The 25355-nt window shown below is 70.2% G+C and carries 23 protein-coding genes and 2 pseudogenes; 10 read left to right on the plus strand and 15 right to left on the minus strand.

What is annotated here, in order from left to right:
* Nucleotides 1–319: 319 nt before the first annotated feature.
* The gene (locus tag ACFYM2_RS28605) at nt 320–2602 is read left to right on the plus strand and encodes a transglycosylase domain-containing protein (RefSeq protein ID WP_388456603.1); all 2283 of its coding nucleotides are present in this window, start codon (nt 320–322) and stop codon (nt 2600–2602) included.
* Nucleotides 2603–2686: 84 nt separating this feature from the next.
* On the opposite strand, the gene ACFYM2_RS28610 is transcribed toward ACFYM2_RS28605, so the two are convergent.
* The 3 genes from ACFYM2_RS28610 to ACFYM2_RS28620 form a co-directional block, all read right to left on the minus strand.
* On the minus strand, nt 2687–4798 hold the full coding sequence (locus tag ACFYM2_RS28610; RefSeq protein WP_388840213.1) for a SpoIIE family protein phosphatase: 2112 nt from the start codon (nt 4796–4798) through the stop codon (nt 2687–2689).
* 291 nt (nt 4799–5089) lie between these two features.
* A complete protein-coding gene (locus ACFYM2_RS28615) occupies nt 5090–5767 on the minus strand; it encodes a DUF402 domain-containing protein (RefSeq protein WP_388840216.1) in 678 nt (225 codons plus the stop codon).
* Nucleotides 5768–5865: 98 nt separating this feature from the next.
* Nucleotides 5866–7257: a class II fumarate hydratase gene (locus ACFYM2_RS28620; RefSeq protein ID WP_388456599.1), complete on the minus strand. Its 1392-nt coding sequence runs from the start codon at nt 7255–7257 to the stop codon at nt 5866–5868.
* Nucleotides 7258–7395: 138 nt separating this feature from the next.
* Between ACFYM2_RS28620 and ACFYM2_RS28625 the strand changes: the two genes are divergently transcribed.
* Nucleotides 7396–8919, plus strand: coding sequence for a ricin-type beta-trefoil lectin domain protein (locus tag ACFYM2_RS28625; RefSeq protein WP_388840219.1), 1524 nt, complete (start codon nt 7396–7398; stop codon nt 8917–8919).
* Nucleotides 8920–8941: 22 nt separating this feature from the next.
* Here the strand turns inward: ACFYM2_RS28625 and ACFYM2_RS28630 are convergent, their stop codons facing one another.
* Complete coding sequence (locus ACFYM2_RS28630; RefSeq protein WP_388456597.1) at nt 8942–9253, minus strand: hypothetical protein; 312 nt, start codon at nt 9251–9253, stop codon at nt 8942–8944.
* Nucleotides 9254–9438: 185 nt separating this feature from the next.
* A complete protein-coding gene (locus ACFYM2_RS28635; RefSeq protein WP_359004948.1) occupies nt 9439–11109 on the minus strand; it encodes a fumarate hydratase in 1671 nt (556 codons plus the stop codon).
* A 168-nt stretch (nt 11110–11277) separates the two neighbouring features.
* On the opposite strand from ACFYM2_RS28635, the gene ACFYM2_RS28640 reads away from it, so the two are divergent.
* Together ACFYM2_RS28640 and ACFYM2_RS28645 are read left to right on the plus strand one after the other, a co-directional pair.
* Nucleotides 11278–11976 carry a DUF1707 domain-containing protein gene (locus ACFYM2_RS28640; RefSeq protein ID WP_388456595.1) on the plus strand — a complete coding sequence of 233 codons (699 nt, stop codon included), beginning with the start codon at nt 11278–11280 and terminating at the stop codon, nt 11974–11976.
* Nucleotides 11977–12126: 150 nt separating this feature from the next.
* On the plus strand, nt 12127–12480 hold the full coding sequence (locus tag ACFYM2_RS28645) for a WhiB family transcriptional regulator (protein ID WP_350232417.1): 354 nt from the start codon (nt 12127–12129) through the stop codon (nt 12478–12480).
* A 120-nt stretch (nt 12481–12600) separates the two neighbouring features.
* On the opposite strand, the gene glpX is transcribed toward ACFYM2_RS28645, so the two are convergent.
* Entirely contained in the window at nt 12601–13632 is a 1032-nt protein-coding gene (glpX, locus tag ACFYM2_RS28650) for a class II fructose-bisphosphatase (RefSeq protein WP_350232418.1), read from the minus strand.
* A gap of 126 nt (nt 13633–13758) precedes the next feature.
* On the opposite strand from glpX, the gene ACFYM2_RS28655 reads away from it, so the two are divergent.
* Nucleotides 13759–14298, plus strand: coding sequence for a DUF4245 domain-containing protein (locus ACFYM2_RS28655; protein ID WP_388840222.1), 540 nt, complete (start codon nt 13759–13761; stop codon nt 14296–14298).
* Between the two features lie 109 nt (nt 14299–14407).
* Here ACFYM2_RS28655 and ACFYM2_RS28660 read toward each other — a convergent pair whose 3' ends face one another.
* The 4 genes from ACFYM2_RS28660 to ACFYM2_RS28675 form a co-directional block, all read right to left on the minus strand.
* On the minus strand, nt 14408–14998 hold the full coding sequence (locus ACFYM2_RS28660) for a malonic semialdehyde reductase (RefSeq protein WP_359004990.1): 591 nt from the start codon (nt 14996–14998) through the stop codon (nt 14408–14410).
* 427 nt (nt 14999–15425) lie between these two features.
* Nucleotides 15426–15659: an exodeoxyribonuclease VII small subunit gene (locus tag ACFYM2_RS28665; protein ID WP_350232421.1), complete on the minus strand. Its 234-nt coding sequence runs from the start codon at nt 15657–15659 to the stop codon at nt 15426–15428.
* Between the two features lie 10 nt (nt 15660–15669).
* Nucleotides 15670–16884: an exodeoxyribonuclease VII large subunit gene (gene xseA, locus ACFYM2_RS28670; RefSeq protein WP_388840225.1), complete on the minus strand. Its 1215-nt coding sequence runs from the start codon at nt 16882–16884 to the stop codon at nt 15670–15672.
* Between the two features lie 9 nt (nt 16885–16893).
* Nucleotides 16894–18393: an APC family permease gene (locus ACFYM2_RS28675; RefSeq protein ID WP_388840228.1), complete on the minus strand. Its 1500-nt coding sequence runs from the start codon at nt 18391–18393 to the stop codon at nt 16894–16896.
* A 126-nt stretch (nt 18394–18519) separates the two neighbouring features.
* Between ACFYM2_RS28675 and ACFYM2_RS28680 the strand changes: the two genes are divergently transcribed.
* Nucleotides 18520–19548: a 4-hydroxy-3-methylbut-2-enyl diphosphate reductase gene (locus ACFYM2_RS28680; protein WP_388456590.1), complete on the plus strand. Its 1029-nt coding sequence runs from the start codon at nt 18520–18522 to the stop codon at nt 19546–19548.
* 56 nt (nt 19549–19604) lie between these two features.
* A complete protein-coding gene (ppgK, locus tag ACFYM2_RS28685; RefSeq protein WP_388840231.1) occupies nt 19605–20357 on the plus strand; it encodes a polyphosphate--glucose phosphotransferase in 753 nt (250 codons plus the stop codon).
* A gap of 136 nt (nt 20358–20493) precedes the next feature.
* Here the strand turns inward: ppgK and ACFYM2_RS28690 are convergent, their stop codons facing one another.
* Entirely contained in the window at nt 20494–21045 is a 552-nt protein-coding gene (locus tag ACFYM2_RS28690; protein ID WP_359004931.1) for a DUF6542 domain-containing protein, read from the minus strand.
* A 265-nt stretch (nt 21046–21310) separates the two neighbouring features.
* Between ACFYM2_RS28690 and ychF the strand changes: the two genes are divergently transcribed.
* Nucleotides 21311–22399 carry a redox-regulated ATPase YchF gene (gene ychF, locus ACFYM2_RS28695; RefSeq protein ID WP_350232427.1) on the plus strand — a complete coding sequence of 363 codons (1089 nt, stop codon included), beginning with the start codon at nt 21311–21313 and terminating at the stop codon, nt 22397–22399.
* Between the two features lie 252 nt (nt 22400–22651).
* Here the strand turns inward: ychF and ACFYM2_RS28700 are convergent, their stop codons facing one another.
* The 3 genes from ACFYM2_RS28700 to ACFYM2_RS28710 form a co-directional block, all read right to left on the minus strand.
* Nucleotides 22652–23233: a Uma2 family endonuclease gene (locus ACFYM2_RS28700; RefSeq protein ID WP_388840234.1), complete on the minus strand. Its 582-nt coding sequence runs from the start codon at nt 23231–23233 to the stop codon at nt 22652–22654.
* A gap of 314 nt (nt 23234–23547) precedes the next feature.
* On the minus strand, nt 23548–23811 hold the full coding sequence (locus ACFYM2_RS28705) for a type II toxin-antitoxin system RelE/ParE family toxin (RefSeq protein WP_359008454.1): 264 nt from the start codon (nt 23809–23811) through the stop codon (nt 23548–23550).
* The gene (locus ACFYM2_RS28710; RefSeq protein ID WP_359008456.1) at nt 23804–24073 is read right to left on the minus strand and encodes a type II toxin-antitoxin system Phd/YefM family antitoxin; all 270 of its coding nucleotides are present in this window, start codon (nt 24071–24073) and stop codon (nt 23804–23806) included. The genes ACFYM2_RS28705 and ACFYM2_RS28710 overlap by 8 nt, the downstream gene beginning before the upstream one ends.
* A 190-nt stretch (nt 24074–24263) precedes the next feature.
* Between ACFYM2_RS28710 and ACFYM2_RS28715 the strand changes: the two are divergent.
* Together ACFYM2_RS28715 and ACFYM2_RS28720 are read left to right on the plus strand one after the other, a co-directional pair.
* Nucleotides 24264–24546, plus strand: a pseudogene (locus tag ACFYM2_RS28715) (type II toxin-antitoxin system Phd/YefM family antitoxin).
* Nucleotides 24543–24797, plus strand: a complete 255-nt coding sequence (locus tag ACFYM2_RS28720) for a Txe/YoeB family addiction module toxin (RefSeq protein ID WP_388840237.1) — start codon at nt 24543–24545, stop codon at nt 24795–24797. Before ACFYM2_RS28715 ends, ACFYM2_RS28720 begins: the two are co-directional and overlap by 4 nt.
* A 148-nt stretch (nt 24798–24945) precedes the next feature.
* On the opposite strand, the pseudogene ACFYM2_RS28725 reads toward ACFYM2_RS28720, so the two are convergent.
* Nucleotides 24946–25190, minus strand: a pseudogene (locus ACFYM2_RS28725) (type II toxin-antitoxin system RelE/ParE family toxin).
* Nucleotides 25191–25355 lie beyond the last annotated feature (165 nt).

Raw genomic sequence — 25355 nt, forward strand, 5'->3', positions numbered from 1 at the left:
CCGCCGCCCGTGGGCGAAGGGATCACCCGCGGCGGAAGGCGTCGCTTGATGGAAGGCACTATACGCACTAGGTATACCTGCGGTGTATACCCGGCGTGAATAGTGGCTCGCGACCGGGGCATTGGAGGGCAAATCGGGGCGGTGTCGAGATCGCTCGCAACCCTTGGCACGATTCGCTCGTCGGTTCCCATGGGGCAGGTGCTGATTCTCACGTACGGAAAAGACGTGATCGGATCCGCTTTGTCCGTACGTGCGGTGTTAGTTTTCTGAGCTGATCTGGCGAGTCTGGTGAGTCATATGAAGGCGAGCGACTGAGGTTATGGGCCGAGCGGAAGAGCGGCGCGCCCGGCAGGGCGGGACGCGCCGAGCCAAACAGAAGGTGAAGAAGAAGGGCATACGCCGGTTCTTCACCTGGAAGAAGATGCTCGGCACGTTCTTCGGGCTCTGCCTTCTCGCGATGGGCGCGTTCTACGCCATCTACCTGATGGTGCCCATCCCCAGCGACAACGCCGAAGCCCACATGGAGAGCAACGTCTTCAAGCTCTCCAACGGCCAGGTGCTCGCCCGCACCGGAACGGTCAACCGCGAGACGGTCGGCCTCGACAAGGTCCCCGTGCCCATCCAGCACAGCTTCGTCGCGCTGGAGAACAAGACGTTCTACGAGGACAAGGGCGTCGACTTCAAGGGCACCACCCGAGGCATCCTGAAGACCCTGATGGGCAAGGGCGCCCAGGGCGGCTCGACGATCACCCAGCAGTACGTCAAGAACAACTACCTGACGCAGGAGCAGACGGTCACCCGCAAGCTGAAGGAGATCGTGATCTCCCTCAAGGTGGACCAGCGCTACAGCAAGAACGAAATCCTCGCCGGGTACATGAACACCAGCTACTACGGCCGGAACGCCTACGGCATCCAGGCGGCGGCGCAGGCGTACTACGGCAAGGACGTCTCCAAGCTGACGCTGGAGGAGGGCACCTACCTCGCGGCGCTGCTCCAGGCCCCCAGCCAGTACGACTGGCAGACGGCGGGCCCCGTCGGCAAGCAGCTGGTGGAGGGCCGCTGGAACAAGGCGCTCGACAACATGGTCGAGAAGAAGTGGCTGACGCCGGACGAGCGCAAGAACCTGAAGTTCGAGCCGCCCATGGACGCCAAGGTCGCGCCGGGCATGGAGGGCCAGACCGGATACCTGGTCGACGCCGCCAAGAGCGAGATGGCCGCCAACGGAGTCGATCCCGCCGTGCTGGCCCGGGGCGGCTGGACGGTCACGCTCAACATCGACCCCGCCAAGCAGAAGCTTCTGGAGAACGCGGTCAAGGAGAAGCTGACCAGCAAACTCGACCCGAAGAAGCGCAAGGTCGACGCCGACCTCCAGGCCGGCGCGGCCTCGGTCGACCCGAAGACCGGTTCCGTGGTCGCCCTCTACGGCGGCCAGGACTACATCAAGCACCAGCTCAGCAACGCGCAGAACACCACCTACCAGCCCGCGTCGACCTTCAAGCCGGTCATCCTCGCGGCGGCCCTCAACGAGGGCGCCGAGACGCAGGACGGCAAGCCGATCAAGGCGAACACGATCTACGACGGTGACAGCGGACGGCCGGTGAAGGGCAGCAAGGTCGCGTTCGACCCGCCGAACGAGGACCACCGCAACTACGGGCCTGTCAGCGTCCAGGTCGCCATGAACAAGTCGATCAACTCCGTCTTCGCGCAGATGGGCGTCGACGCCGACCTCACCAAGGTCCGTGACACCGCCGTGGAGATGGGCATGGACTCCATCAAGGGCAAAAATCCCCTGCCCTCCATGACGCTCGGCTCCTATGGATCGAGCCCGCTCCAGATGGCCGCGGTCTACGCCACGCTCGACAACCACGGCAAGAAGGTCACGCCGTCGATCGTGAAGTCGGCCGAGCACAAGGACCACAAGTACAACAAGCCCGACCCCATCGGCAGCCAGATCATCAGCAGGGGGGCGGCCGACGCCGTCACCTCGGTGCTCACCGGCGTGGTCGACGACGGTACGGCCCAGGACTCGGTGGCCGCCGCCGACAACCGCGACGGAAAGCAGGTCGCGGGCAAGACCGGTACCTCCGACGACAACAAGTCGGCCTGGTTCACCGCCTATACCCCGGATCTGGTCACTTCCGTCGGGATGTGGGGCGAGGCCGCCGATCCGCGCACGGTGAAGGTCGACGGCAAGGACGTCCACATCCCCAAGGGCGGCCAGGTCACCATGGTCAACGGCGCCGGTGAGGACGGCCGTGTCAACGGTGGCTCCATCCCGGCCCGCATATGGGCCGCGTACACCTTCGACGCGGTCAAGGGCGGCACCGCCAAGTTCGACCTGGACACCGATCAGGGCGCGGCCGTCGAGCCCGCCTACACGCCGCCGAAGTCGCCGAGCTCGACGCCCTCGAAGACGCCGAGCGCCCCGGCATCCAAGTCGCCGAGCGCCCCGCCGTCGATGACGACGAGCCCCACCCCGTCCAAGTCGGTGAGCAGCCCGCCGAGCGGGTCGCCCTCGCACCATCCCTCGAAGTCGGCGCCGCCCACGCCGTCGAACTCGGGCGGACCGAGCCTGCCGGACGATCCGTTCATCCCCAACTGAGCAACTGTGACGGCCGACGGCCCCCGTCCCGGAATCCCGGGACGGGGGCCGTCGGCGTGTGTGCCGTCCTGGCGGGGCCTTCCCTCAGGGGCGGGTGGGCAGCTCGAACCAGACCACCTTGCCGCCGGAGAGCCGGGTGGCGCCCCAGCGCCGGGCCAGGCGGTTGACCAGGAACAGGCCGCGCCCGCCCTCGTCGGTCTCGCGGGCCCGGCGCTGGCGGGGCAGCTGGGGCGAGTCGTCGCCGACCTCGCAGCGCAGGACGTCGGTCTTGAGCAGCCGCAGCGTGACCGGCCGCTCGGCGTAGCGCACCGCGTTGGTGACGACCTCGCTGACCAGCAGCTCCACGGAGTCGGTCAGCTCCTCCAGGCCCCACCGCTCCAGCGCCCTGCGCGCCAGGCGCCTGGCGCGGCCGGGGGCGGTCTCCTCCGGGTCGAGGAACCAGTACGCCACATCGCTCGGCGCGATCCCGTCGAAGCGGGCGGCGAGCAGCGCGATGTCGTCGTCGCGATCGCCCGGGCCGAGCATGTCGAGCACGTCGTCGCAGAGCGCTTCGAGCGGCGGCGAGTGGTCGGGCCCGGTCAACTGGGCGGTGGCGGCGAGCCGTTCACGCAGCTGCTCGATGCCGGTCCACACGTCGCGCAGGCGCGACTCGACCAGGCCGTCGGTGTACAGGAGCAGCGTGGCGCCCGCCGGAGCGTCCAGCTCGACCGCCTCGAAGTCGACGCCGCCGACCCCGATCGGGGCGCCCGAGGGCACCCGCAGCACCTCGGCACGGCCCCCGAGGTGGAGCAGCACCGGCGGCGGGTGTCCGGCGTTGGCGATGGTGATGCGGTGGGCGACCGGGTCGTACACCGCGTACAGGCAGGTCGCCATGCGGTCGGTGCCGAGCCGCTGGGCCTGCTCGTCCAGGTGGTGCAGGACCTCAGCGGGCGGCAGGTCGAGACCGGCCAACGTCTGTGCGGTGGTGCGCAGTTGGCCCATGATCGCGGCGGACGTCATCGAGTGGCCCATGACGTCGCCGACGACGAGCGCGACCCTGCTGCCGGGCAACGGGATCGCGTCGTACCAGTCGCCGCCGACCCGGGCCGTCTCGGCGGCCGGGAGGTAGCGCGAGGCGAGCCGCACTCCGGTGGGCTGGGGCAGGCTGTCGGGCAGCATGGTGCGCTGGAGCTCGTCGGCGATGTACGCCTCGCGTCCGTAGAGCACCGCCTTGTCGATGCCGAGCGCGGTGTGCGTGGCCAACTGGGCCGCCACGAGCAGGTCGTTGGCCTCGAACGCGGGCCGCTCGGGGCCGCGTACGAAGACGGCGGCGCCGATCACCCGGCGCCGGCCGCGCAGCGGCGCGAGGATCGCCCGGCGCCCTCCGGGCACGGTGCGGTCGGGGCCGAGCAGTTCGGCCAGGGCCGCGCGGGCGGCAGGGGACTCCGCGAAGACCGGGCGCACCCCGCGCAGGACCTCGTTCAGCTCGCCGCCGGTGCGCACCTCGCACAGTTCGGACGCGGGGGTGAGGTCGGGCCCGGGGCCGCCGAGCACGGTCAGGCCCTCGGCCTCCGCGCTCTCGCTCAGCGCCTCGTCGACTAAACGCAGCCGGTCGGTGCGGCGAAGACGCAGCACGAACGGGGTGGCCGGGCGCTCGTCGCCGACCGGGAGCGGGTCGCGCAGATGGACCAGAATGGCGTCGGAGAACGTCGGCACGGTGGCGCGGCACAGGCCGAGCACGATCTCGTCGAGGTCTATGCCCCGGGCGATCCTGCGGGTGGCGGCGCCCACGAAACGCAGCCGGTCGCCCTCGCGGCGGGCCACCGCCTCGGCGCCGTCGTCGCCGGCCGGCGTCCCGGGGCCGTCGCCCTCGGGCGCCACGCCCACGCCGGGCACGGCCGCCGCGGCCGCCGCGTCCCGGCCGCCGCGCCCGGGCTGGCCCGGCACGGAGGCGGTCACGCCGGCGCTCCGGCCGGCCGCGCGGGCGCCCGGCGGGGTGTGCCGGGAGGGGCTTCGGGCCGGGCCGCGCGCGGGGTCCTGCCCGTTGCCGGCGTGGGCGTGCCCGCCGGACGGCTCCGCACCCGTCCGCGCGGCGGGCGGCGTGTCGTCGGCATGGGGCCTCCCCTGCTCCTCAAGGGCGTGAGGGAGGGGCTGCTCGGTGGGCCGGCCGAGTTCCTTGTGCCGGCTCTCGTGCGAGGTGGGCTGGGGCTCCGTCACGCGTCGGGTTCCGTCCGTCCGGGATGAGACATCCGCCCTGCCGCGAGCGGCGGCAGTGGCAGCGACAGGGTAAGGATGCGTGCTGCGGTCGCACCACGCTGAATACCCTCCCCCAAGTCCTCGAGGTGGGGGGAGGCCTCGTCCGGGCGGCGTCGGCACCGGGCACGCTCCACCCCCCTGTGGTGACATACGGTCAATTCTTGCACCGGTACGGCCGATTGGCGCTGCCGGCTCCCGCGCGACCCGCGGAGGACGATCCTACGTTTGAACCCCGGGGGCGCATCAAGGGTCTCACGACGTCATGTGCGCCGGAGTGCGATCCCAGTCCGCCGGGAGCGCGGGAACGGGCCAGCGCGGATTCGGCCGCCAGTCCTCCCAGCCGTCCGCGAACGGGCTGCCCCACGCGGTGATCACCTCGACCGCGGACCGCCCGGCCGCCCTGACCCGCCGCGCCTGGCCGCCGTCCATCAGCCCCACCTGCTGGGCCTGCGCGAACTCGTCTTCGTCCAGCCACCGCCAACTGCGGTCCGGGTGGACGGCGATGTCGAGGAAGTGGTCGGTGGAGTCGATGCCCCGCGACCACCGCGCACGCGGCTCCTCCAGGTTCACGTACCAGTTCTTGAAACGCCAGCCCCGCTCCCAGAACAGCCACACCGACCAGGGCTCGCCCGGCCGCGCCAGCTTGAGCACCCCGCTGCCCGTCCACCGCGCGCGCTCGGTGGTGCGCGGGGCGGTGTAGCGGGTGGCCAGCGGCTCCTGGTGGATGGGGCGGCCGTCGGCGAGGACCGGGCGTACGCAGGGGGTGCCCGGCGCCATCCACACCGCGAGCAGGTCGTCGGTGTCCTGGACGACCGTGACCGGGCGGCAGATGTGGACCCGCCCCTTCGTCGCGGGAGCGTGGTCGAGATAGCGCCAGAGGATGTGGTCCCCCGGCGCCCAGTGCGGGGTGCCGTCTCCTGTGCCTGCCATGTGCAGATATTACGGAGTGCGGTCAAGACCGCGCCGCGAGGGGGATCGCGACGGGGGCGGCCGGGGGCCCGGGTGGCCGCTGACGTGTCAGGGGTGTGTCAGGGGCGGGTCATGCGCAGCACGTCGAGGGCTTCGTCGAGCTGCTGGACCGTCAGGTCGCCGCGCTCGACGTAGCCGGATTCGAGGACGACCTCGCGGATGGTCTTCCGTTCGGCCAGGGACTTCTTGGCGACCTTCGCGGCCTCCTCGTACCCGATGTACTTGTTGAGCGGCGTGACCACCGACGGCGAGGACTCGGCGTACTCGCGGGCCCGCTCCACGTGCGCGGTGATCCCGTCGACCGTGCGGTCGGCGAGCAGCCGCGCGACGTTGGCGAGCAGCCGGACCGACTCCAGGAGGTTCTTGGCCATCACCGGCAGCATCACGTTGAGCTCGAAGTTGCCGGCCGCGCCCGCCGTGGCCACCGTCGCGTCGTTGCCGATCACCTGGGCGGCGACCATGAGGACGGCCTCCGGAATGACCGGATTGACCTTTCCGGGCATGATCGAGGAGCCCGGCTGGAGGTCGGGAAGACTGATCTCGGCCAATCCCGTGCGCGGTCCCGACGCCATCCAGCGCAGGTCGTTGGAGATCTTCGTGAGCGACACCGCGACGGTCCGCAGCTGCCCGCTGGTCTCCACCAGGCCGTCGCGCGCGCCCTGCGCCTCGAAGTGGTCCCGCGCCTCGGTGAGCGGGAGCCCGGTGGTGCGCGCGACCTCGGCGATCACGGCCGCCGAGAAGCCGTGCGGGGTGTTGATGCCGGTGCCCACGGCCGTGCCGCCCAGGGGCAGTTCGGCCAGCCGGGGCAGGGCGGAGCGCAGCCGCTCGACGCCGTACCGCAGCTGCGCCGCGTAGCCGCCGAACTCCTGGCCCAGGGTGACGGGGGTGGCGTCCATCAGATGCGTACGCCCCGACTTGACCACGTCCGCGAACTCGGCCGACTTGCGTTCAAGAGCGGCCGCCAAGTGGTCGAGGGCCGGGATCAGATCGGCGGTGACGGCGGCCGTCGCGGCGATGTGGATGGAGGAGGGGAAGACGTCGTTGGAGGACTGCGAGGCGTTCACATGGTCGTTGGGGTGGACGTCGCGGCCCAGCTTCTCGGTGGCCAGCGTCGCCACCACCTCGTTCATGTTCATGTTCGAGGAGGTGCCGGATCCGGTCTGGAAGACGTCGACCGGGAAGTGCTCGTCCCAGCGGCCTTCGGCGACCTCGCCCGCCGCCTCCTCGATGGCGCCCGCGATGTCCTTCTCGACCACCCCGAGCTCGGCGTTGACCTTGGCGGCGGCCGCCTTGACGCGGGCCAGCGCCTCGATGTGGGCGCGCTCCAGACGCTGCCCCGAGACGGGGAAGTTCTCCACCGCCCGCTGTGTCTGCGCCCGCCACTTGGCGTGCGCGGGCACCCGCACCTCGCCCATCGAGTCGTGCTCGGTCCGGTACTCGCTGTCGTTCATGGTGATGAACCTCCGAAAAAGTTGAGCACTTGTCTTGTTCTACCTATTCCCAACACGCCCTACCGGCCAGTAAATACCGGTGGGCCGCATTCTCCCGGGAGACGACCCTCGTACCCCGCAGGCCCACCAGGAGGCGTCATGACGCGCACCAGGCACAGACTTCGCCGCACGCTCGCGGCCGCCGCGGCCGTGGCGGCCGCGTTCGGGGGCATGGCGGCGGGCGCGGCCACCGCGCAGGCCGCCGCCGCGCCGGCCGTCCAGTCCACCCCGCTCCCGCCCGACCTGGAGAAGATCCGGGCGGCAGAGGCCACCCAGCTCTACGGCGACCCCGCCGAGCGGCCCATGGCCGACCGGAAGACCGGCCTGATCTCGCTGGGGGACAGCGAGATCTCCGGCGAGGGCGTCGGCACCTACGAGGCCGGCACCAACGGGCCCGACAACTGGTGCCACCGCTCGCCCGACTCCGCGGTCCACCGCACCGGCATCCCGGCCGACGAGACGTACAACGTGGCCTGCTCGGGGGCGTACACCGGCAACATCAGGATCGGCGGGACCAAGCAGTACGCCGACGAACTCGTGCAGAGCGACAGCCTCGCCATCAAGGCCCGCAACACCCGGATCAAAATGGTGCTCTTGGTCGCGGGCGCCAACGACGACCTCCAGTTCGGCCCGGTCATGACCGACTGCGTCGAGCGCTATCTGCTGCTCCAGGGCCCGTGCCAGTCCAAGTACCAGCCCGGCTGGCAGGCCCGGGTCGACGCGCTGGTGCCCAAGGTCGAGGCGACCGTGAGCGACCTCAAGACCGTGATGCGCGACGCGGGGTACGCCGACGGCTCCTACAAGCTCGTCGTGATGGGCTACCCGAGCCCCATCGGCCCCGACTTCCACGACAACCCGTCCTTCCCCGGCAAGCTCGTCTGCGGCGGCCTTGGCTACGACTCCGACACCGTGTGGGGCCGCGACACGGCGGTGCCCGCCTTCGAGGTCGGCATGCGCAAGGCCGCCGAGGCCACCGGCGCGACCTACCTGGACGACTCGCGGCTCTTCAACGGCCACGAGGTCTGCATGGAGGACACCTGGGCCAGGGGCCTCTACATCGACGTCTCCAAGCCGGGCCTGCCGGACGCCAACTCCGTGCGCCAGTCCTTCCACCCCAACTACCGGGGCCACGGCGCCTTCGCCTCCTGCCTCACCCAGCTCTACAACTCCGGTGCCAAGGAAGGCGGTTGCGCCGACCCCGCCTCCACGGGCAGCCCCACCCTCTACCCGCTCGCCTGGGACGACGCCTACCGGCCGCTGAAGAACGAGGCCACCGGGAGCTGCGCCGACGTCACCGCCTCCAGCAGCGCCAACGGCACGGCCGTCATCGGCTGGGACTGCCACGGCGGACGCAACCAGGGCTGGTGGTACGACGACGGCCGCAAGTCGGTGCACACCCAGCTCACCCAGGACCGCTGCCTGGACGTGCCGGGGGCGAACTACACCGCCGGCGCCCAGCTGATCATCTGGAACTGCTCAGGGGCGGCCAACCAGGAGTGGGTGCGCGCCTCGGGCACCCTGCGCCCGGCCGCCGCCACCAGCCTGTGCGCCACCCTCGGCGCCGCCAAGGACCCGCTCACCCTGCGCCCCTGTGACGGCACCGCGAGCCAGCGCTTCGCCTGACCGGCAGGCCGGCCCGGCCCCGTCATGGACAGCCGTCCACGGCGGGGCCGAGGTGTGCCACCTCGATGGCGGAGGGCGAAAGGGCGGCCGCCACCCGCACGCGCGCGCCGAAGCCCAGCGGAGTGCGGGCCCGCGCCGCGTACTTCAGGGGCCGTCCGCGCACGCAGAACAGCACCTCGCCGTACCCGCCGCGCGGGATCGGCGTGACCACATGTCCCGCGGCGCCGACCATCGCGGCGGCCGTCGGTGACGTCTTCGCGCGCCGCAGCGGCCAAGTCCGGTCCAGCCCCGCCAGTAACCCGCCGGGCCCGCTGAACCACCCCAACTGCGCCACCCCTCCCGGTGATTGAAGCGCCCCGGCCGATGCGGCGGCCGGGGCGATTGCGGACACATGCCAGGATAGGCGGCCAATTCACCGGGCCCTTAGGGGCTTTGGACCCTATTCGCGCACGGGATTCCAAGGGGGGGCGGGGCCGGGGGGAGGCCTTCGGGCTCCACCTCCCGATGGAGCCGGAACGGTCAGGCCTGTCCTTCGCCCCGCACGGGGATGTTCAGGAACGTCGGCGGCTCGGCCGGCGCCTGGAAGAAGTCGTTGCCCTTGTCGTCCACGACGACGAACGCCGGGAAGTCCTCGACCTCGATCTTCCACACCGCTTCCATGCCGAGCTCTTCGTACTCGACGACCTCGACCTTCTTGATGCAGTCCTGCGCCAGGCGCGCCGCCGGGCCGCCGATCGAGCCGAGGTAGAAACCGCCGTGTGCGGCGCACGCGTCGGTGACCTGCTTGGACCGGTTGCCCTTGGCCAGCATCACCTTGGAGCCGCCGGCCGCCTGGAACTGCTCGACGTAGGAGTCCATCCGGCCGGCCGTGGTCGGGCCGAACGAGCCAGAGGCGTACCCCTCGGGCGTCTTCGCGGGACCCGCGTAGTACACCGGGTGGTCCTTGAGGTACTGCGGCATCTCCTCGCCCGCGTCAAGGCGCTCCTTGATCTTGGCGTGCGCGATGTCACGGGCCACGACCAGGGGGCCGGTCAGCGAGAGGCGGGTCTTGACCGGGTGCTTGGTGAGCTCCGCCAGGATCGCGTCCATCGGCTGGTTGAGGTCGACGCGTACGACGTTGTCGTCGCCCGCGTCCAGGTGCTCGTCGGTGGTGTCCGGCAGGAAGCGCGCCGGGTCGGTCTCCAGCTGCTCAAGGAAGACGCCCTCGGCGGTGATCTTGGCGACGGCCTGGCGGTCGGCCGAGCAGGAGACGGCGATCGCGACGGGCAGCGAGGCACCGTGGCGGGGCAGCCGCACCACGCGCACGTCGTGGCAGAAGTACTTGCCGCCGAACTGCGCGCCGATGCCGATCTTCTGGGTGAGCTCGAAGACCTTCTTCTCCAGCTCCTCGTCGCGGAAGCCGTGGCCGAGCTCCGAGCCCTCGGAGGGCAGCTCGTCCAGGTAGTGCGCGGAGGCGTACTTCGCGGTCTTCAAGGCGAACTCGGCGCTGGTGCCGCCCACCACGATCGCCAGGTGGTACGGCGGGCACGCGGCGGTGCCAAGCGAGCGGATCTTCTCCTCCAGGAACTTCATCATGGAGGCCTCGTTCAGGACGGCCTTCGTCTCCTGGTAGAGGAACGACTTGTTGGCCGAGCCGCCGCCCTTGGCCATGAAGAGGAACTTGTACGCGCCGCCGTCGGTCGCGTACAGCTCGATCTGCGCGGGCAGGTTCGAGCCGGTGTTCTTCTCGTCCCACATGGTCAGCGGCGCCATCTGCGAGTACCGCAGGTTCAGCTTGGTGTACGCGTCGTAGATGCCGCGGGAGAGCGCTTCCTCGTCGCCGCCCTCGGTCAGGACGTTCTGGCCGCGCTTGCCCATGACGATCGCGGTGCCGGTGTCCTGGCACATCGGGAGGACGCCCGCCGCGGCGATGTTGGCGTTCTTCAGGAGGTCGAGCGCGACGAACTTGTCGTTGCCCGAGGCCTCCGGGTCGTCGATGATCTTGCGCAGCTGGGCGAGGTGGGCCGGGCGGAGGTAGTGCTGAATGTCGTGGATCGCCTCGGCGGCGAGCGTGCGCAGCGCCTGGGGGTCGACCTTGAGGAACGTACGGCCGTCGGCCTCGAAGGTGGCGACACCCTCGGCGGTCACCAGGCGATACGGCGTGGTGTCCTCTCCCAGGGGGAGCAGATCGGAGTACTGAAACTCTGGCATGGGGCGGCCATTCCTCACTCGGCAGACAGCTGCTGGGCCTCCATTGGCACAGCACCCTCCAGCGTATGCCGCGCCCGGAGTGCCGTTTCTGTGAGGTAGGGCTCAGTTGCCGAGCCCGTGGCGCCCCGCGACTAGTCGCGATCTATCGCGTTTGGGTACGCTGCCTCCGTGGACCTCGAAAAGCACGCCAAGGCGGATCCCGCGCGGCCCGCGAAGGCCGACCCCATCCAGCACGCCGAGCCTTCGGCGCTGCGGGCGTCGGACGCCGACCGGGACAAGATCGCCGACATCCTGCGCGACGCGCTGGCCGAGGGGCGTCTCGACGCGGCCGAGCACTCCGAGCGCATCGACGCGGTCTACCGCGCCAAGACGGTCGGTGAACTGGAGCCCCTGGTCAAGGACTTGCCCGCGAGCGGCGCCCGCCCCCGGCCGGTGGCCGCGCCCGCACCGCGCGAGGTGGCGGAGAGCGCCGGGCCCGTCGCGGCGGAGAACCTGGTCGCGATCTTCTCCGCCTCCACCCGCAAGGGCCGCTGGCGGGTCGGCCGGCGCACCAATGTCTTCTCGCTGTTCGGCAGCGTCGACATCGACCTCACCGAGGCGCTGTTCGAGCAGCGCCTGACCGTCATCAACGCGACCGCGATTTTCGGCAATGTGGAAGTCCGGGTCCCGGAAAACCTGAGCCTGCGCGGGAGCGGCACCGGAATCTTCGGCAACTTCGAGGTGCACACGCTCGAGGCCGACGATCCGGAGGCTCCGGTGGTCGTCATCAATGGATACTCGGTCTTCGGCAGCATCGAGGCCAAGCCGAAACGGGGCAAGCTCATCGCCGACCTCCACCAGAGGCTGCGCAAGCGGCTGGACCCTTGACGGCCAACGCGCTTGCGGCGAGGGCGAGTTCAGGCCATGGGCCGACCGAGCGGAGCCGTGCCGGTCGGAACGCAGTGCATAGGCCCGCGCACAGCGGGTAGGGACTTTTCCATCGTCGCTCGCTCGCGAAGCCGTCGTCAGGAGTAGACCGTGCTGCATCCGCCGCATCATTCCCTGCAGGTCGCCGCCGTTCCGCCGCAGCGTGGTCCAGCCAGGGAGGATCAGGCGGGCCCGTGGCACGCGGAGGCGGTCTGCCGCCGGGACGAGGCGGGTCTGTTCTTCGCCCCGTCCAAGGAGCCGACGGCCGCCAGACTCTCCCGCGAGGAGGCCGCCAAGCGCGTCTGCGCCCGCTGTCCGGTCATGGTGGAGTGCCGCGAGCACGCCCTGCTCATGCCCGAGCCGTACGGTGTCTGGGGCGGCCTGACGGCGGCCGAGCGCCGGGTGGTCATCGCCCGCCGCCGCCGGCGCGAGGTCGAACTGAAGAAGTCCGCGTCCGCCGCGTAGGCTCCGCCCGGCATCGCGCAGCACCGCCCGGCTCCGCGTGCGTGAAGGGGCGCCCCCGCCGCACCACGGGGACGCCCCTTCATTCACGTACGAGGCATTCACATACGGAGCGCCGTGTCGTCACTTGGCCCGGTCGAAGTCGATCTGGCTGTACGCGCGCAGCTTGGAGAGCCGGTGCGTGGAGTCGATCTGGCGGATGGTGCCCGACTTCGAGCGCATCACGAGCGACTGCGTGGTCGCCGTCTCCGCGCGGTAGCGCACCCCGCGCAGCAGCTCGCCGTCGGTGATGCCGGTGGCGACGAAGAACACGTTGTCGCCGCTGACCAGGTCGTCCGTGGAGAGCGTACGGTCCAGGTCGTGCCCCGCGTCGAGTGCGCGCTGACGCTCGGCCTCGTCCTTGGGCCACAGCTTGCCCTGGATGACACCGCCCAGGCACTTGATCGCGCAGGCCGAGATGATCCCCTCGGGGGTGCCGCCGATGCCCATGAGCAGGTCGACGCCGGTGCCCTCGCGCACGGCCATGATCGAACCGGCGACGTCGCCGTCCGAGATGAACTTGATGCGCGCGCCGGTCTCCCGGATCTCCTTGACGATGCCCTCGTGGCGGGGGCGGTCCAGGATGACCACGGTGACGTCCTCGGGCGAGGAGTTCTTGGCCTTGGCGACCCGGCGGATGTTGACCGAGACCGGGGCGTTGATGTCGACGAAGTCGGCCGCCTCGGGGCCCGTCACCAGCTTGTCCATGTAGAAGACCGCGGACGGGTCGAACATGGCGCCGCGGTCGGCGGCGGCGAGCACGGCGATCGCGTTGGGCATGCCCTTGGCGTTCAGGGTGGTGCCGTCGATGGGGTCGACGGCGATGTCGACCTCGGCGCCGGTGCCGTCGCCGATGCGCTCCCCGTTGTAGAGCATGGGCGCTTCGTCCTTCTCGCCCTCACCGATGACGACGATGCCGTTCATCGAGACGGTGGAGACGAGGGTCCGCATGGCGTTGACCGCGGCGCCGTCCGCGCCGATCTTGTCCCCGCGGCCGACCCAGCGACCCGCGGCCATGGCGGCGGCCTCGGTGACCCGGACGAGCTCAAGGGCCAGGTTGCGGTCGGGGGCCTCGGGCGAGACCTCGAGTTCGGACGGCAGATGATGCTCGGTCATCGGAGCGCACCTTTCTGTACGGCGACGGCCGCAAGGTAAGAGGGTGCTAGGACTCTATCGGCACGTCGACAAATTGAGCAGAGGGGCCCACGTATGAGCGGCGGGATGACCTGAGAACATGGGGTCGTGGCAGGAACGCGCAGCAGCAAGCAGACAGTCCGGAACATGCTTCAGTCGCTGGCGGTGATCGGCATCGCGGCGGCTGTGATCTATGTGTTCATCCCGCACGACGAATCGGACGCACCCCCGCTCAAGACCGTGAACTACTCGGTCGAGCTCACGACCGTGCGCAGGGCGGCCCCGTACCCGGTGGCGGCCCCCGTCGGCCTGCCCGACCAGGACAAGTGGCGCGCGACCTCGGTGTCGTACGACGGCGCCAAGGACAATGCCTGGCACCTGGGCTTCCTCGACCCGCAGAACCAGTACGTCGCCGTCGAGCAGTCGACCGCGCCCACGGAGAAGTTCGTCACCGAGGTCAGCAGGCGGGCGACGAAGACCGAGAAGTCGCAGCAGATCGCGGGCGCGACCTGGACGTTCTGGGACGGCCCCAAGTACGACGCGCTGGTCCGCGAGGACCAGGGTTCCACCACGGTGGTCACGGGCACGGCGCCGTACGAGCAGCTGGTGGCGATGGCGGGGGCGCTGGAGTCGAAGAAGACGGCCTGAATCCTTCGGTGACGCGCCACGGGCGGTGTGCCCGGACACGGGCGGTGTGCCCGGACACGAAAGGGCCGCCGCACCGGGTGGGTGCGGCGGCCCTTCGCGCAGGCTGCGATCAGACCGTGGTGACGACGTCGTCGTACGCCAGGCGCGGGCTGCGCGGGTACCAGGCGTCGTCGCCGGGCTTGCCGATGTTGACGACCATCAGCGGGGTGTGGTCGTCGTCCAGGAACTCCTTCTGCACGCCGGCGGGGTCGAAGCCGGTCATCGGGCCCGCGGCCAGGCCGGCGGCGCGGACGCCGACGATGAAGTAGGCGGCCTGGAGCGCGGTGTTCAGCAGCGCGGCGCTCTCACGGACCGGGCGCTCGGAGAAGAAGGCGTCCTTGGCGGCCGGGAAGTGCGGGAAGAGGGCCGGCAGCTCCTCGTGGAACTCGTTGTCGGCGGAGAGGATCGCGACGAGCGGCGCGGCGGAGGTCTTGGGGCGGTTGCCCTCGGCCATGTGCTGGACAAGGCGCTCGCGGGCCTCGGGGGAGCGGACCAGGGTGATGCGCAGGGGCGACTGGTTGAAGGCGGTCGGGCCGTACTTGACCAGGTCGTAGATCGCCTGGACCTGCTCATCGGTCACCGGCTCGTCGGTGAACGTGTTGGCGGTGCGGGCCTCGCGGAAGAGGAGGTCCTGGGCGGCGGGGTCAAGAACGAGCGACATCTGCGTCATGCCTTCCGGAATGTTGATCAAGCGGGTGTCTCCGACGGTACGGCAGGGTTAGGTTAACTTTCAACTAAATCTGGGGGTGGGTGACGATGCTCACACGCCCGGGGGCCGGGGCCGGGGTGGTGGAGGCGGCGTGCCGGCCGCCGGGTGCCGGGGTGGCCACCGGCGCGTGCGTACTTGCGCAGTTCCCCGCGCCCCTTAACGGCTTCGGACGTGCGGTGCGGGTCGTGGTCGCTTCTCGCGCAGTTCCCCGCGCCCCTGGCGGGGTTGGTGCTGGCCCGCATCGGCAGCCTCAGCCCGTCCGGCGTTTGAGGACGAGCGCCTTCAGCGCGAACGGGGTCTGGGGCGGAGCCCCCAGGGTTTTTCGCCCCCGGAGGGTTTGGGGAAGGGGCGGGGAGGGGCCAGAACCCCAAGGGTGACCTCAGCCGGCCTCGGGCGAGTCGGCCAGGGCCGCGTCGAGGCGGGCCCGCGCCCCCTCGAGCCACCGCCGGCACACCTTGGCCAGCTCCTCCCCCCGCTCCCAGAGCGCCAGGGACTCCTCCAGCGTCGTACCCCCCGCCTCAAGCCGCCGCACGACATCGATCAGCTCGTCCCGCGCCTGCTCATACCCCAGCGCCGCGTCACCCGACACGGCCTCGTCCGTCGTCTTGGCCATGCGCTCCACCCTATGTCCGCGGTACGACAGTGACGCGCAGTTCGCCCTCGGCGACCCGGGCCCGCAGCTCCTCCCCGGACGCGACGTCCCCGGGAGCGCGGACCACCTCGCCGCCGGCCCGCTGGAGCACCGCGTACCCCCGCTCCAGCGTGGCCGCCGGCGAGAGCGCCACCACGCGCGCGTGGGTGTGCGAGAGCTCGGAGTCGGCCCGGTCCAGGTGGTGGCCGAGCACCCGGCGCGCACGGTGCAGGAGCGCGTCCACCTCCTCCGCGCGGTCGTCCACCATGCGCTGCGGCCGCTCCATCCAGGGCCGCCCGAGCACCCCCGCCAGACCCCGTTCCTCGCGGTCGACGACGCCGGTGACGTGGCGGCGTGCGCGGTCGCGCAGCATCCGTACCCGCTCCAGCTCCTCGCCGACGTCCGGCACGACCTTCTTCGCGGCGTCCGTCGGCGTGGAGGCCCGCAGATCGGCGACCAGGTCGAGCAGCGGCGCGTCCGGCTCGTGCCCGATCGCGGAGACGACCGGCGTACGGCACCGGCCGACCGCCCGGACCAGCTCCTCGTCCGAGAACGGCAGCAGGTCCTCCACGCTGCCGCCGCCCCGCGCCACGATGATCACGTCCACGTCGTCCAGCTCGTCGAGCTCCCGTACCGCCTGGACGACCTGCGGCACCGCGTGCACGCCCTGCACCGCCACATTGCGTACCTCGAAGCGCACCGCGGGCCAGCGCCGCCGCGCGTTCTCCAGGACGTCCCGCTCGGCTGCCGAGGCGCGTCCCACAACGAGGCCGACGAGCTGTGGCAGGAAGGGCAGCGGACGCTTGCGGTCCAGGGCGAAAAGGCCCTCCGACGCCAGGCTCCGCTTCAACTGCTCCAGTCTGGCGAGCAGTTCACCGATGCCGACCGGCTTTATCTCCACCGCGCGCAGCGAGAGCTGGCCGCGCGGCGCGTACCACTCGGGCTTCGCGTGCACCACGACGCGCGCGCCCTCGGACACCACGTCGGCCACCGCGTCGAAGACCTGGCGGTAGCACGTGACGCCCACGGAGATGTCGTGTGAGGGATCGCGCAGCGTCATGAAGACCACGCCCGCGCCGGGCCGCCGCGAGAGCTGGGTGATCTGCCCCTCCACCCAGACCGCCCCGAGACGGTTGATCCACCCCCCGATGAGGCGCGACACCTCGCCGACGGGGAGCGGCGCGTCCGCACTCGTATTCAGAGCCATGTACGCAGGCTAGCCCGCGCCACCGACAGTCCCGCCGGACCCCGGCGGCTCCGCGTCAGGGCCCGGCGGCTCCGCGTCGGGGCCCGGACGCCGGCCCCCCTGCATGGCGAGCACCACAAGACCCACCGCCAGCCACCCGAGCCCGACCAGCTGCGCGGTCGCCGTCGCCTCCCAGATCACCGCGACGATCACGGCCGCGCCGAGCGCCGGGACCACCACGTGGCTCAGCCAGTTGGGCGCGCCCTCCATGCGGCGTACCGCGTACCAGACGACGACGGAGACGTGCAGCAGGAAGAACGCGGTCAGCGCGCCCATGTCCACGACCGAGACGAGGTGGTCCATGCCGTCGTCGCGCCGGGCCGCCCACACCGCGGCGACCAGCGTGACCACCGCGGCGAGCAGCAGCGCGGGGCGCGGCACCCCGGCGCCGGTGCGCGACAGGGCGCGCGGCAGCCGGCGGTCGCGGGCCATCGCGAAGACGAGCCGGCCGGCCGCGGCCTGCCCGGCGAGCGCCGCGAACGCCGCCCCGATCGCCTTGCTGACCGCCACCAGGGTGTGCAGCCAGCCGCCCACCGACGCCTCCACCGTGTCGTAGAACGCCGAGCCCTGCTTGACCGGGTCGGCCGCGAGCCGCGCCGACGACAGGGGTTCGAGCAGCGCCGCCAGGTAGGACTGCACGATGAACAGGGACCCGGCGAGCACCAGGCAGAACAGCACCGCGCGCGCCACCTTGGCCGAACCCCCGGTCACCTCCTCGGCGAACGTCGCGATCGCGTCGAAGCCGAGGTAGGACAGGACCGCGACGGACACCGCGCCGAGGACCGCGCCCAGGGAGAACCCGGCGTCCCCGCTCAGCGGCGAGAGCCAGCCCCGGTGCGCCCCGTCCCGTACGAGCACCACCACCGCCGACACCACGAAGACGAGCAGCACCACGATCTCCAGGGCGAGCACCGCGAAGCCGACGCGGGCGGCGGCGCGTACGCCCCACAGGTTGAGCAGGGTGGTGATCACCACCGCCACCGCCGTCCACACCCACCGCGACACGGACGGGACCAGGGAGTTCATCGCGATGCCGGAGAAGAGGTAGGCGACGGCCGGGATGAGCAGGTAGTCGAGCATCGCCATCCACCCGGCGATGAAACCCGGCCCCTCGCCGAGCGCCTTGCGCGCGTAGGCGAACACCGACCCGGCCAGCGGCACGACCCGCACCATCTGGGCGTAGCTGAACGCGGTGAAGCCCATGGCGATCGTGGCCACCAGATAAACCAGCGCGACCGCGCCGTGCGACTTGGCGTCCAGGGTGCCGAAGATGCCGACGGGAGCCATGGGCGCGATGAAGAGGAGCCCGTAGACCACCAGGTCCCGGAAGCCCAGACTCCGCCGCAGCTGCCCGGCCCCCTCCGCCCCGGGACCCGGGTCGGCCCCGTACCCCGCGCGGCCCGGCGCGCCCGGCCCACCTTCTTCCCCGTGCCCTCCGTGCCGCTCGCGCTCCTCGTGTACGCCGCTCATGCGGCCAGTCTCACCGGACCCGCGGCCTTCGGCCCGCCGGGCGGCCCGGTCGAGCGGGCCGGTCGAGCGGGAGGGTGGGCGGCGGGTCCGGCCGGGCTGTCGGTGTGAGCCCCTACCATGGACGGCATGACTGCTACCGCCCACCCGTCGCCCGCCACCGCCCCCAGTGGAGGCGCCGCGCGCCACAGTGACAAGCGGGTCCTGCTCGCCGCTCCCCGTGGCTACTGCGCGGGCGTGGACCGTGCCGTGATCGCCGTGGAGAAGGCTCTGGAGCAGTACGGGGCGCCCATCTACGTCCGGCACGAGATCGTCCACAACAAGTACGTGGTGCAGACGCTGGAGAAGAAGGGCGCGATCTTCGTCGAGCGGACGGCGGAGGTGCCGGAGGGCTCCATCGTGATGTTCTCCGCCCACGGCGTGGCCCCGACCGTCCACGCGGAGGCCGCCGAGCGCAAGCTGGCGACCATCGACGCCACGTGCCCGCTGGTGACCAAGGTCCACAAGGAAGCCGTGCGGTACGCGAAGGAGGACTACGACATCCTCCTGATCGGCCACGAGGGCCACGAGGAGGTCATCGGCACCTCCGGCGAGGCCCCCGACCACATCACCCTGGTCGACGGCCCGGACGACGTGGCGAACGTCGAGGTGCGCGACGAGTCGAAGGTCGTGTGGCTCTCGCAGACCACGCTCTCCGTCGACGAGACGATGGAGACGGTCGGCGCCCTCAAGAACAAGTTCCCCAACCTGCTCTCGCCGCCCAGCGACGACATCTGCTACGCCACGCAGAACCGCCAGGTCGCGGTGAAGAAGCTCGCCGAGGACGCGGAGCTTGTCATCGTCGTCGGCTCCAAGAACTCCTCGAACTCGATCCGCATGGTCGAGGTCGCCCTCGACGCGGGCGCACCCGCCGCCCACCTGGTGGACTTCGCGGACGAGATCGACGAGGCGTGGCTGGAAGGCGTCACCACGGTCGGCCTGACCTCGGGCGCCTCCGTGCCGGACGTGCTGGTGGACGGTGTCCTGGAATGGCTGGCCCAGCGCGGCTACGGCGACGTGGAGACCGTGAAGACGGCCGACGAGTCGATCACCTTCTCGCTCCCCAAGGAGCTCCGCCGCGACCTGCGCGCCGAAGCGGCCGAGCTCGCGGGCGAGTGACGCCACCGGTCCGCCCCTTCCACCCGTAAGGCCCGCCCACCCGTACGGTGGGACTCATGAACGCCATGAGGAACGTGTTCGGAGTGGACGTCGGCGGAACGGGCATCAAGGGTGCCCCGGTCGACCTGGCGCGCGGAGATGTGGCACAGGAACGCCACAAGGTGCTGACCCCGCATCCCGCGACGCCCGATGCCGTCGCGGACGGCATCGCGGAGGTGGTCGGCCACTTCGGCTGGTCGGGCCCGGTCGGGATGACGTTTCCGGGGGTGATCGCCGCGAACACCGTACGGACCGCCGCGAACGTGGCCGAGGAGTGGGTGGGTGTGGACGCCGCCCGTCTGGTGGCCGACCGGCTCGGGGGCATGCCGGTCACCGTCGTGAACGACGCGGACGCGGCGGGCGTGGCCGAGATGCACTTCGGCGCGGGGCGCGGCCGCCGGGGCACGGTGATACTGCTGACCTTCGGTACGGGCATCGGCAGCGCGCTGTTCGTGGACGGCCGCCTGGTCCCCAACACCGAGCTCGGCCATCTGGAACTCCACGGCCACGAGGCGGAGAAGCACGCCTCGACCAAGGTCAAGGAGGACGAGGACCTGAGCTGGTCGCACTGGGCGCGCCGGGTCCAGAAGTACCTGGCGCATGTGGAGATGCTGTTCTCGCCCGAGCTGTTCATCATCGGCGGCGGTGTGAGCCGCAAGGCCGAGAAGTTCCTGCCGCTGATCGAGGGCATCACGGCCGAGATCGTGCCGGCGCAGCTGGAGAACAACGCGGGGATCGTGGGGGCGGCGATGGTGGCGGCGGAGAGGTGAGGGCGCAGGGGTGACGGCGCAGGGGTGACGCTGTGAAAGCGGGCCCGGCCCGCTTTCCCGCTGCCTACTGGCCGGCTGCCTACTGGCCCCGCTGCCTACTGGCCCACTGCCTACTCCTACTGCCTACTCCTACTGCCTACCGCCGGCCGGGGTTTTTGGGGGTGGCGGCGTTCTTGAGGCCGCGTCGGCGCCCCATCTGCCGGAGCTTGCGTACGGTGGCGATGACGCCGGCCACGAGCGTTCCGGCGTAGAGCCAGCCCGCGTGGAGGGCGAGCGCGGTGACCACGGCCAGCGTCTGACCGCCGAAGCCGCCGGTGCCGCCGGCGATCGGGATGATCCCGACGGCGAAGGCGATGGGGACGCAAATGGGCGCGGTCACCACGTCGGCGGGGCGCACCCAGAGCGCGGTGACGGCGCTGACCAGCAGGAACAGCACGCCGTACACCACGGGTGAGGCGTCGAGGAGCAGCCAGTCGAGCCCGGCGAACGCGAACATCAGGGCCGCGGCGAAGAGCCCGCCGCCGAGTCCGGTGAGCCGGGGGGACGGCAGTCTGCGCAGGGCGAGGACGACGGGCGGCACCGGCCGGGTGCGCCCGGCGGCGCCGGCGAGTGGCGCCCGGGGGGCGGCCGGCGCCGATGTCCGGGGTCGCTGTGCGCGCTGCGGGGTGCGTGTCCTGTATTGCTCCACCGCACCAACGTAGGTCTCCCCGGGGGAGGAACCACCCATTGGACACGCCCTTTGGCCGACCTTGCCCCCACGTTCGACGCGGGGGCGGTGGTCGGGGGGCCGGGCGGGGGCGGGGGTTGCGCCCTGGCCGGAACGGGGGCAGCTGGGCGCCCCGACCGGAACGGGGGCGGTGGCCCGGGCCGTCACGGGTGGGACGGCGCGCCCGTAAACTGGTGGACGGTCCACTCTCGGACCGTCCACCGCCCTCGTACCGGGAAGTCGCCACGTGTCGCTCACGATCGGAATCGTCGGTCTGCCGAATGTCGGCAAGTCGACCCTGTTCAACGCCCTGACCAAGAACGACGTACTGGCGGCCAACTACCCGTTCGCCACCATCGAGCCGAACGTCGGCGTCGTCGGCGTCCCGGACGCCCGCCTAGCCAAGCTGGCCGAGGTCTTCAACTCCCAGCGGATCCTGCCCGCCACGGTCGACTTCGTCGACATCGCCGGCATCGTGCGCGGCGCGAGCGAGGGCGAGGGCCTGGGCAACAAGTTCCTGGCGAACATCCGCGAGTCGGACGCGATCTGCCAGGTCATCCGCGCGTTCAAGGACGAGAACGTCGTCCACGTCGACGGCAAGGTGTCCCCCAAGGACGACATCGAGACGATCAACACCGAGCTGATCCTCGCGGACCTCCAGTCCGTGGAGAAGGCGGTGCCGCGCCTCACGAAGGAGTCCCGCCTCCAGAAGGAGAAGATCGCGGTCCTGGCGGCGGTCGAGAAGGCCCAGAAGATCCTGGAGTCCGGCGAGACGCTGTTCTCGGCGGGCATCACCAAGGGCACGGAGCAGGGCGATCTGCTGCACGAGCTGCACCTGCTGACCACGAAGCCGTTCCTGTACGTCTTCAACGTCGACGAGGACGAACTGGTCGACGAGGACTTCAAGAACGAGCAGCGCGCACTGGTCGCCCCGGCGGAGGCGATCTTCCTCAACGCGAAGATCGAGTCCGAGCTGATCGAGCTGGACGACGACGAGGCCCTTGAACTCCTCCAGTCCATGGGCCAGGAAGAGCCCGGCCTCGCCACCCTGGGCCGCGTCGGCTTCGCCACCCTGGGCCTCCAGACCTACCTGACGGCCGGCCCGAAGGAAACCCGCGCCTGGACCATCCCCCAGGGCGCCACGGCCCCCGAGGCGGCCGGTGTCATCCACACCGACTTCCAGAAGGGCTTCATCAAGGCCGAAGTCATCTCCTTCGACGACCTGATCGCTGCGGGCTCAGTAGCGGAGGCCCGCTCGCGCGGCAAGGCGCGGATGGAGGGCAAGGAGTATGTGATGCAGGACGGGGATGTGGTGGAGTTCCGGTTCAACGTGTAGTGGGTGACATCGCACCACGTCGTTGATGCTGCAAACACGCAGGTCAGAAGGGGTCTGCCTCCTTTGGGGCGGGCCCCTGGTTTTTTCCGGTGCTGATTTGGTGCTGGGTATTTGAGCCCCCTCCCACACCGGAGAACCCCGGTTCATTCGCCTCGGGTGAGGGAACGAACCGGGGCCTTGGGGCGCCTACGGCTTTCGGTGTCTGCCCCTGCCTGGGGGAGATGTCGGGGTTCCCTGCGGCCTGGTGCTGACTCATCCGCGGGGAGGCGGAGCGAGCTTCAGCAGGTCGAGATTGATCTCGAACGGGACCGGACGACGGAGCGAGCCCCTGAAGATGCCGACGGGGACATAGGTGGCGGTCGGCTCGTCCAGTTCGTAGACGTGGACGATGAGTGCTCTGTCCTCGTCCTCAATGCGCCAGTAGTGCGGGATGCCGGCCTCTGCGTACTTGTGGAGCTTTACCGTGCGGTCCCGGTGGGCGGATTCGGGAGAGACCACCTCGACGGCGAGTCGTACTTCATCCGGTGCGAACCAGGTGCGGTCACCGTCGAAGTCGGCCGTCGTCACCAACAGATCCGGCTCGGGCCGATTGCGTTGATCGAGCTTGATGGTCATCTCCCGCCCCACTCTTACGTTGGGCGGCGCCTGCCCCATGAGGGACACGGTGAGCCTCGTGACGAGATGGCTGTGCCACCACCGTTGCGGGGACCTCATGAATACGAGGGCTCCGTCGATCAGCTCGGTGTGGCGCGGTGCTTCCGGGAGGTCGTCCAAGTCCTCCGCGTGCCAGCCTTCCGCGCGAGGCGGGCGCATCCAGTCGGGCAGTGCGGTCATGGCTCAACCGTAGCGACTCGGGGAGGTCCGGGCCACGAGATCGCGGACGGTGGAGCCACCCTCCCGCCCCCGCCCGTCGAAGCCTCTGCCGCTCTTGCTGATTCTGTGCTGACTTGACCCGTCCGAGATGACGTTTCCGCAGGTGGGAGCGGTGTTGGGGACGTTCCGCTTCAACGTCTGAGCGGGGTGAAGTGGCATCACGTCGCTGACGTGGCAAACATGCAGGTCAGGAGGGGGTGGACTCCATCGAGTCAGCCCCCTTCGCCGTCACCGTGCCGGATGGGTCTCGATTTCTGACAGCCAGTCAGCGGCGATCAGGTCTCGTAAACGGTGGACCGGTGTCCCACGTGAACAACCCAGACCACCAGCTCCCCGTTGTCGATCGTGTAGACGACGCGGTAGTCGCCGACGCGCAGGCGGCGTCGCTCGGGCTGGGACACGAGTGCAGTGGTGTTGAAGCCGAGGGGGTCGGTCTCCAGCTCGGTCAGCTTGGCCAGGATGCGGAGCGCCATGTCGCGGGGGATTTTGCGCAGCTCTGTCTGAGCTTCGGGTCGGAAGACGGTTCGGTACTCACTCACCGCGCGCCAGCGTCTCCCTCATGATGTCCTCGATCGGGATGCCGGGTACCGGGTTGGCCATGCGCTCGTCGATGATCCGGTTGATCTCGCGCTCTTCCCATTCCTGGTACTTGCGCAGCACCTCGATGGAGACCACGGCGGCGACTTCTTTGCCCCGGCGCGTGATCACTGTGGGTACGTCGTCGCGATCGGCGCGCTCCACAACCTCGGCCAGGTGTGCCCGGACGTCACGGATGGACTCTATGGGCAGTGGCTGCGTCATGCGCTCAAGGCTACCAAGTGTCCCATGTGTACACAATGGCTGGAGTCCAGGCGGGTCCATCGCTCGCGCCGGATGAACTCGCACCGTGCTGGATACGTGCTGGATGCGTACCGGGTCAGCTGATGGGCCATCGGCCATGTGCCCTCGCGGATGGGACCAAAATTGGTACGTCATGAGGGAGGGTCGGGCCATGTCGATAAGCGCGAGCGAAGCCCGTAAGGGGACTGTTCCCGTTGATCAAGAAGGTCAACGGGAACCATGGGGCCATCGAGATCGTCTCCAAGCATGGCAATGCCGTGCTTGCAGCGGCCGAAGACTACGCGGCGCTGCGCGAGGGCTCCTACCTGCTGCGCTCGCCGGCGAACGCCCGGCGGCTGCTCAAGGCGTATGAGAACGCCCTGTCACACATCAACGTGTCGGAGCGTGAGCTGATCGATCCCGAGTCGGCGGACGCAGGTGCGGGTGCCGCGTGAGGCTTGTCTTCGAGGATCAGGGCTGGGAGGACTACACGTCCTGGCTCAAGGATGACCGCAAGACGCTCTGCCGGATCAACAAGCTCATCGAGGACGTCAGGCGTAACCCCTGTACTGGCATCGGCAAGCCGGAGCCGCTGAGGTATCACCTGCCGGGGGCCTGGTCGCGACGGATCGACGACGAGCACCGCTTCGTCTATCTGGTGACGGACAAAAAGATCGTCATCCTCGCCGCCCGGTATCGCTACTGATCAGTGATGCCGCTTCAACGTCTGAGCGGGTGGAATGGCACCACGTCGCTGACGCGGCAAACAGGCAGGCCAGAAGGGGTAGGGCTCCATCGAGTCCGGCCCCTTCGTCATCACCGTGCCGGGTAGTGCTGGACATTCTGGCGTGGAGTCAGCGGCCATTGGCACTTGTACACGGGGGCCGGTGTCCCACGTGAACAACCCGGACCACCAGCTCCCCGTTGTCGATCGTGTAGACGACGCGGTAGTCGCCGACGCGCAGGCGGCGCGGTGGTGTTGAAGCGAGGGGGTTGGTCTCCGGTTCGGTCGGCTTGGCCAGGGTGCGCAGTGCATGTTGTGAGGGATCTTCCGAGGCTCGGCCTGTGCCTCGGGGTGGAGGACGGTTCGGTTACTCACTCACCGACGTGGGAAGGCGCGGGTTCGTAGGTCGCGGCGGTGTCGTGGGGGTTCCGTCGTCGAGGCCTGGGTGGGTGGGAGTGGCCGGCGGCTACGGTGCGGAGGTGGCGCGGCCGCCTTGCGTGGGTCGGGTCGCTGGAACTGTCCGGCGTTCAGAAGGAGTTC

This window comes from Streptomyces sp. NPDC006711, assembly GCF_042869775.1.
GTDB lineage: Bacteria > Actinomycetota > Actinomycetes > Streptomycetales > Streptomycetaceae > Streptomyces.

Bases quoted from the DNA above. Each gene is read 5' to 3' on its own strand.
- ACFYM2_RS28625 (WP_388840219.1), top strand. From the start codon at position 7,396: ATGACGCGCACCAGGCACAGACTTCGCCGCACGCTCGCGGCCGCCGCG.
- ACFYM2_RS28620 (WP_388456599.1), bottom strand. From the start codon at position 7,257: ATGAACGACAGCGAGTACCGGACCGAGCACGACTCGATGGGCGAGGTG.
- ppgK (WP_388840231.1), top strand. From the start codon at position 19,605: ATGAACGCCATGAGGAACGTGTTCGGAGTGGACGTCGGCGGAACGGGC.
- ACFYM2_RS28680 (WP_388456590.1), top strand. From the start codon at position 18,520: ATGACTGCTACCGCCCACCCGTCGCCCGCCACCGCCCCCAGTGGAGGC.
- ACFYM2_RS28660 (WP_359004990.1), bottom strand. From the start codon at position 14,998: ATGTCGCTCGTTCTTGACCCCGCCGCCCAGGACCTCCTCTTCCGCGAG.
- ACFYM2_RS28615 (WP_388840216.1), bottom strand. From the start codon at position 5,767: ATGGCAGGCACAGGAGACGGCACCCCGCACTGGGCGCCGGGGGACCAC.
- glpX (WP_350232418.1), bottom strand. From the start codon at position 13,632: ATGACCGAGCATCATCTGCCGTCCGAACTCGAGGTCTCGCCCGAGGCC.
- ACFYM2_RS28665 (WP_350232421.1), bottom strand. From the start codon at position 15,659: ATGGCCAAGACGACGGACGAGGCCGTGTCGGGTGACGCGGCGCTGGGG.
- ACFYM2_RS28635 (WP_359004948.1), bottom strand. From the start codon at position 11,109: ATGCCAGAGTTTCAGTACTCCGATCTGCTCCCCCTGGGAGAGGACACC.
- xseA (WP_388840225.1), bottom strand. From the start codon at position 16,884: ATGGCTCTGAATACGAGTGCGGACGCGCCGCTCCCCGTCGGCGAGGTG.
- ACFYM2_RS28605 (WP_388456603.1), top strand. From the start codon at position 320: ATGGGCCGAGCGGAAGAGCGGCGCGCCCGGCAGGGCGGGACGCGCCGA.
- ACFYM2_RS28700 (WP_388840234.1), bottom strand. From the start codon at position 23,233: ATGACCGCACTGCCCGACTGGATGCGCCCGCCTCGCGCGGAAGGCTGG.
- ACFYM2_RS28710 (WP_359008456.1), bottom strand. From the start codon at position 24,073: ATGACGCAGCCACTGCCCATAGAGTCCATCCGTGACGTCCGGGCACAC.
- ACFYM2_RS28675 (WP_388840228.1), bottom strand. From the start codon at position 18,393: ATGAGCGGCGTACACGAGGAGCGCGAGCGGCACGGAGGGCACGGGGAA.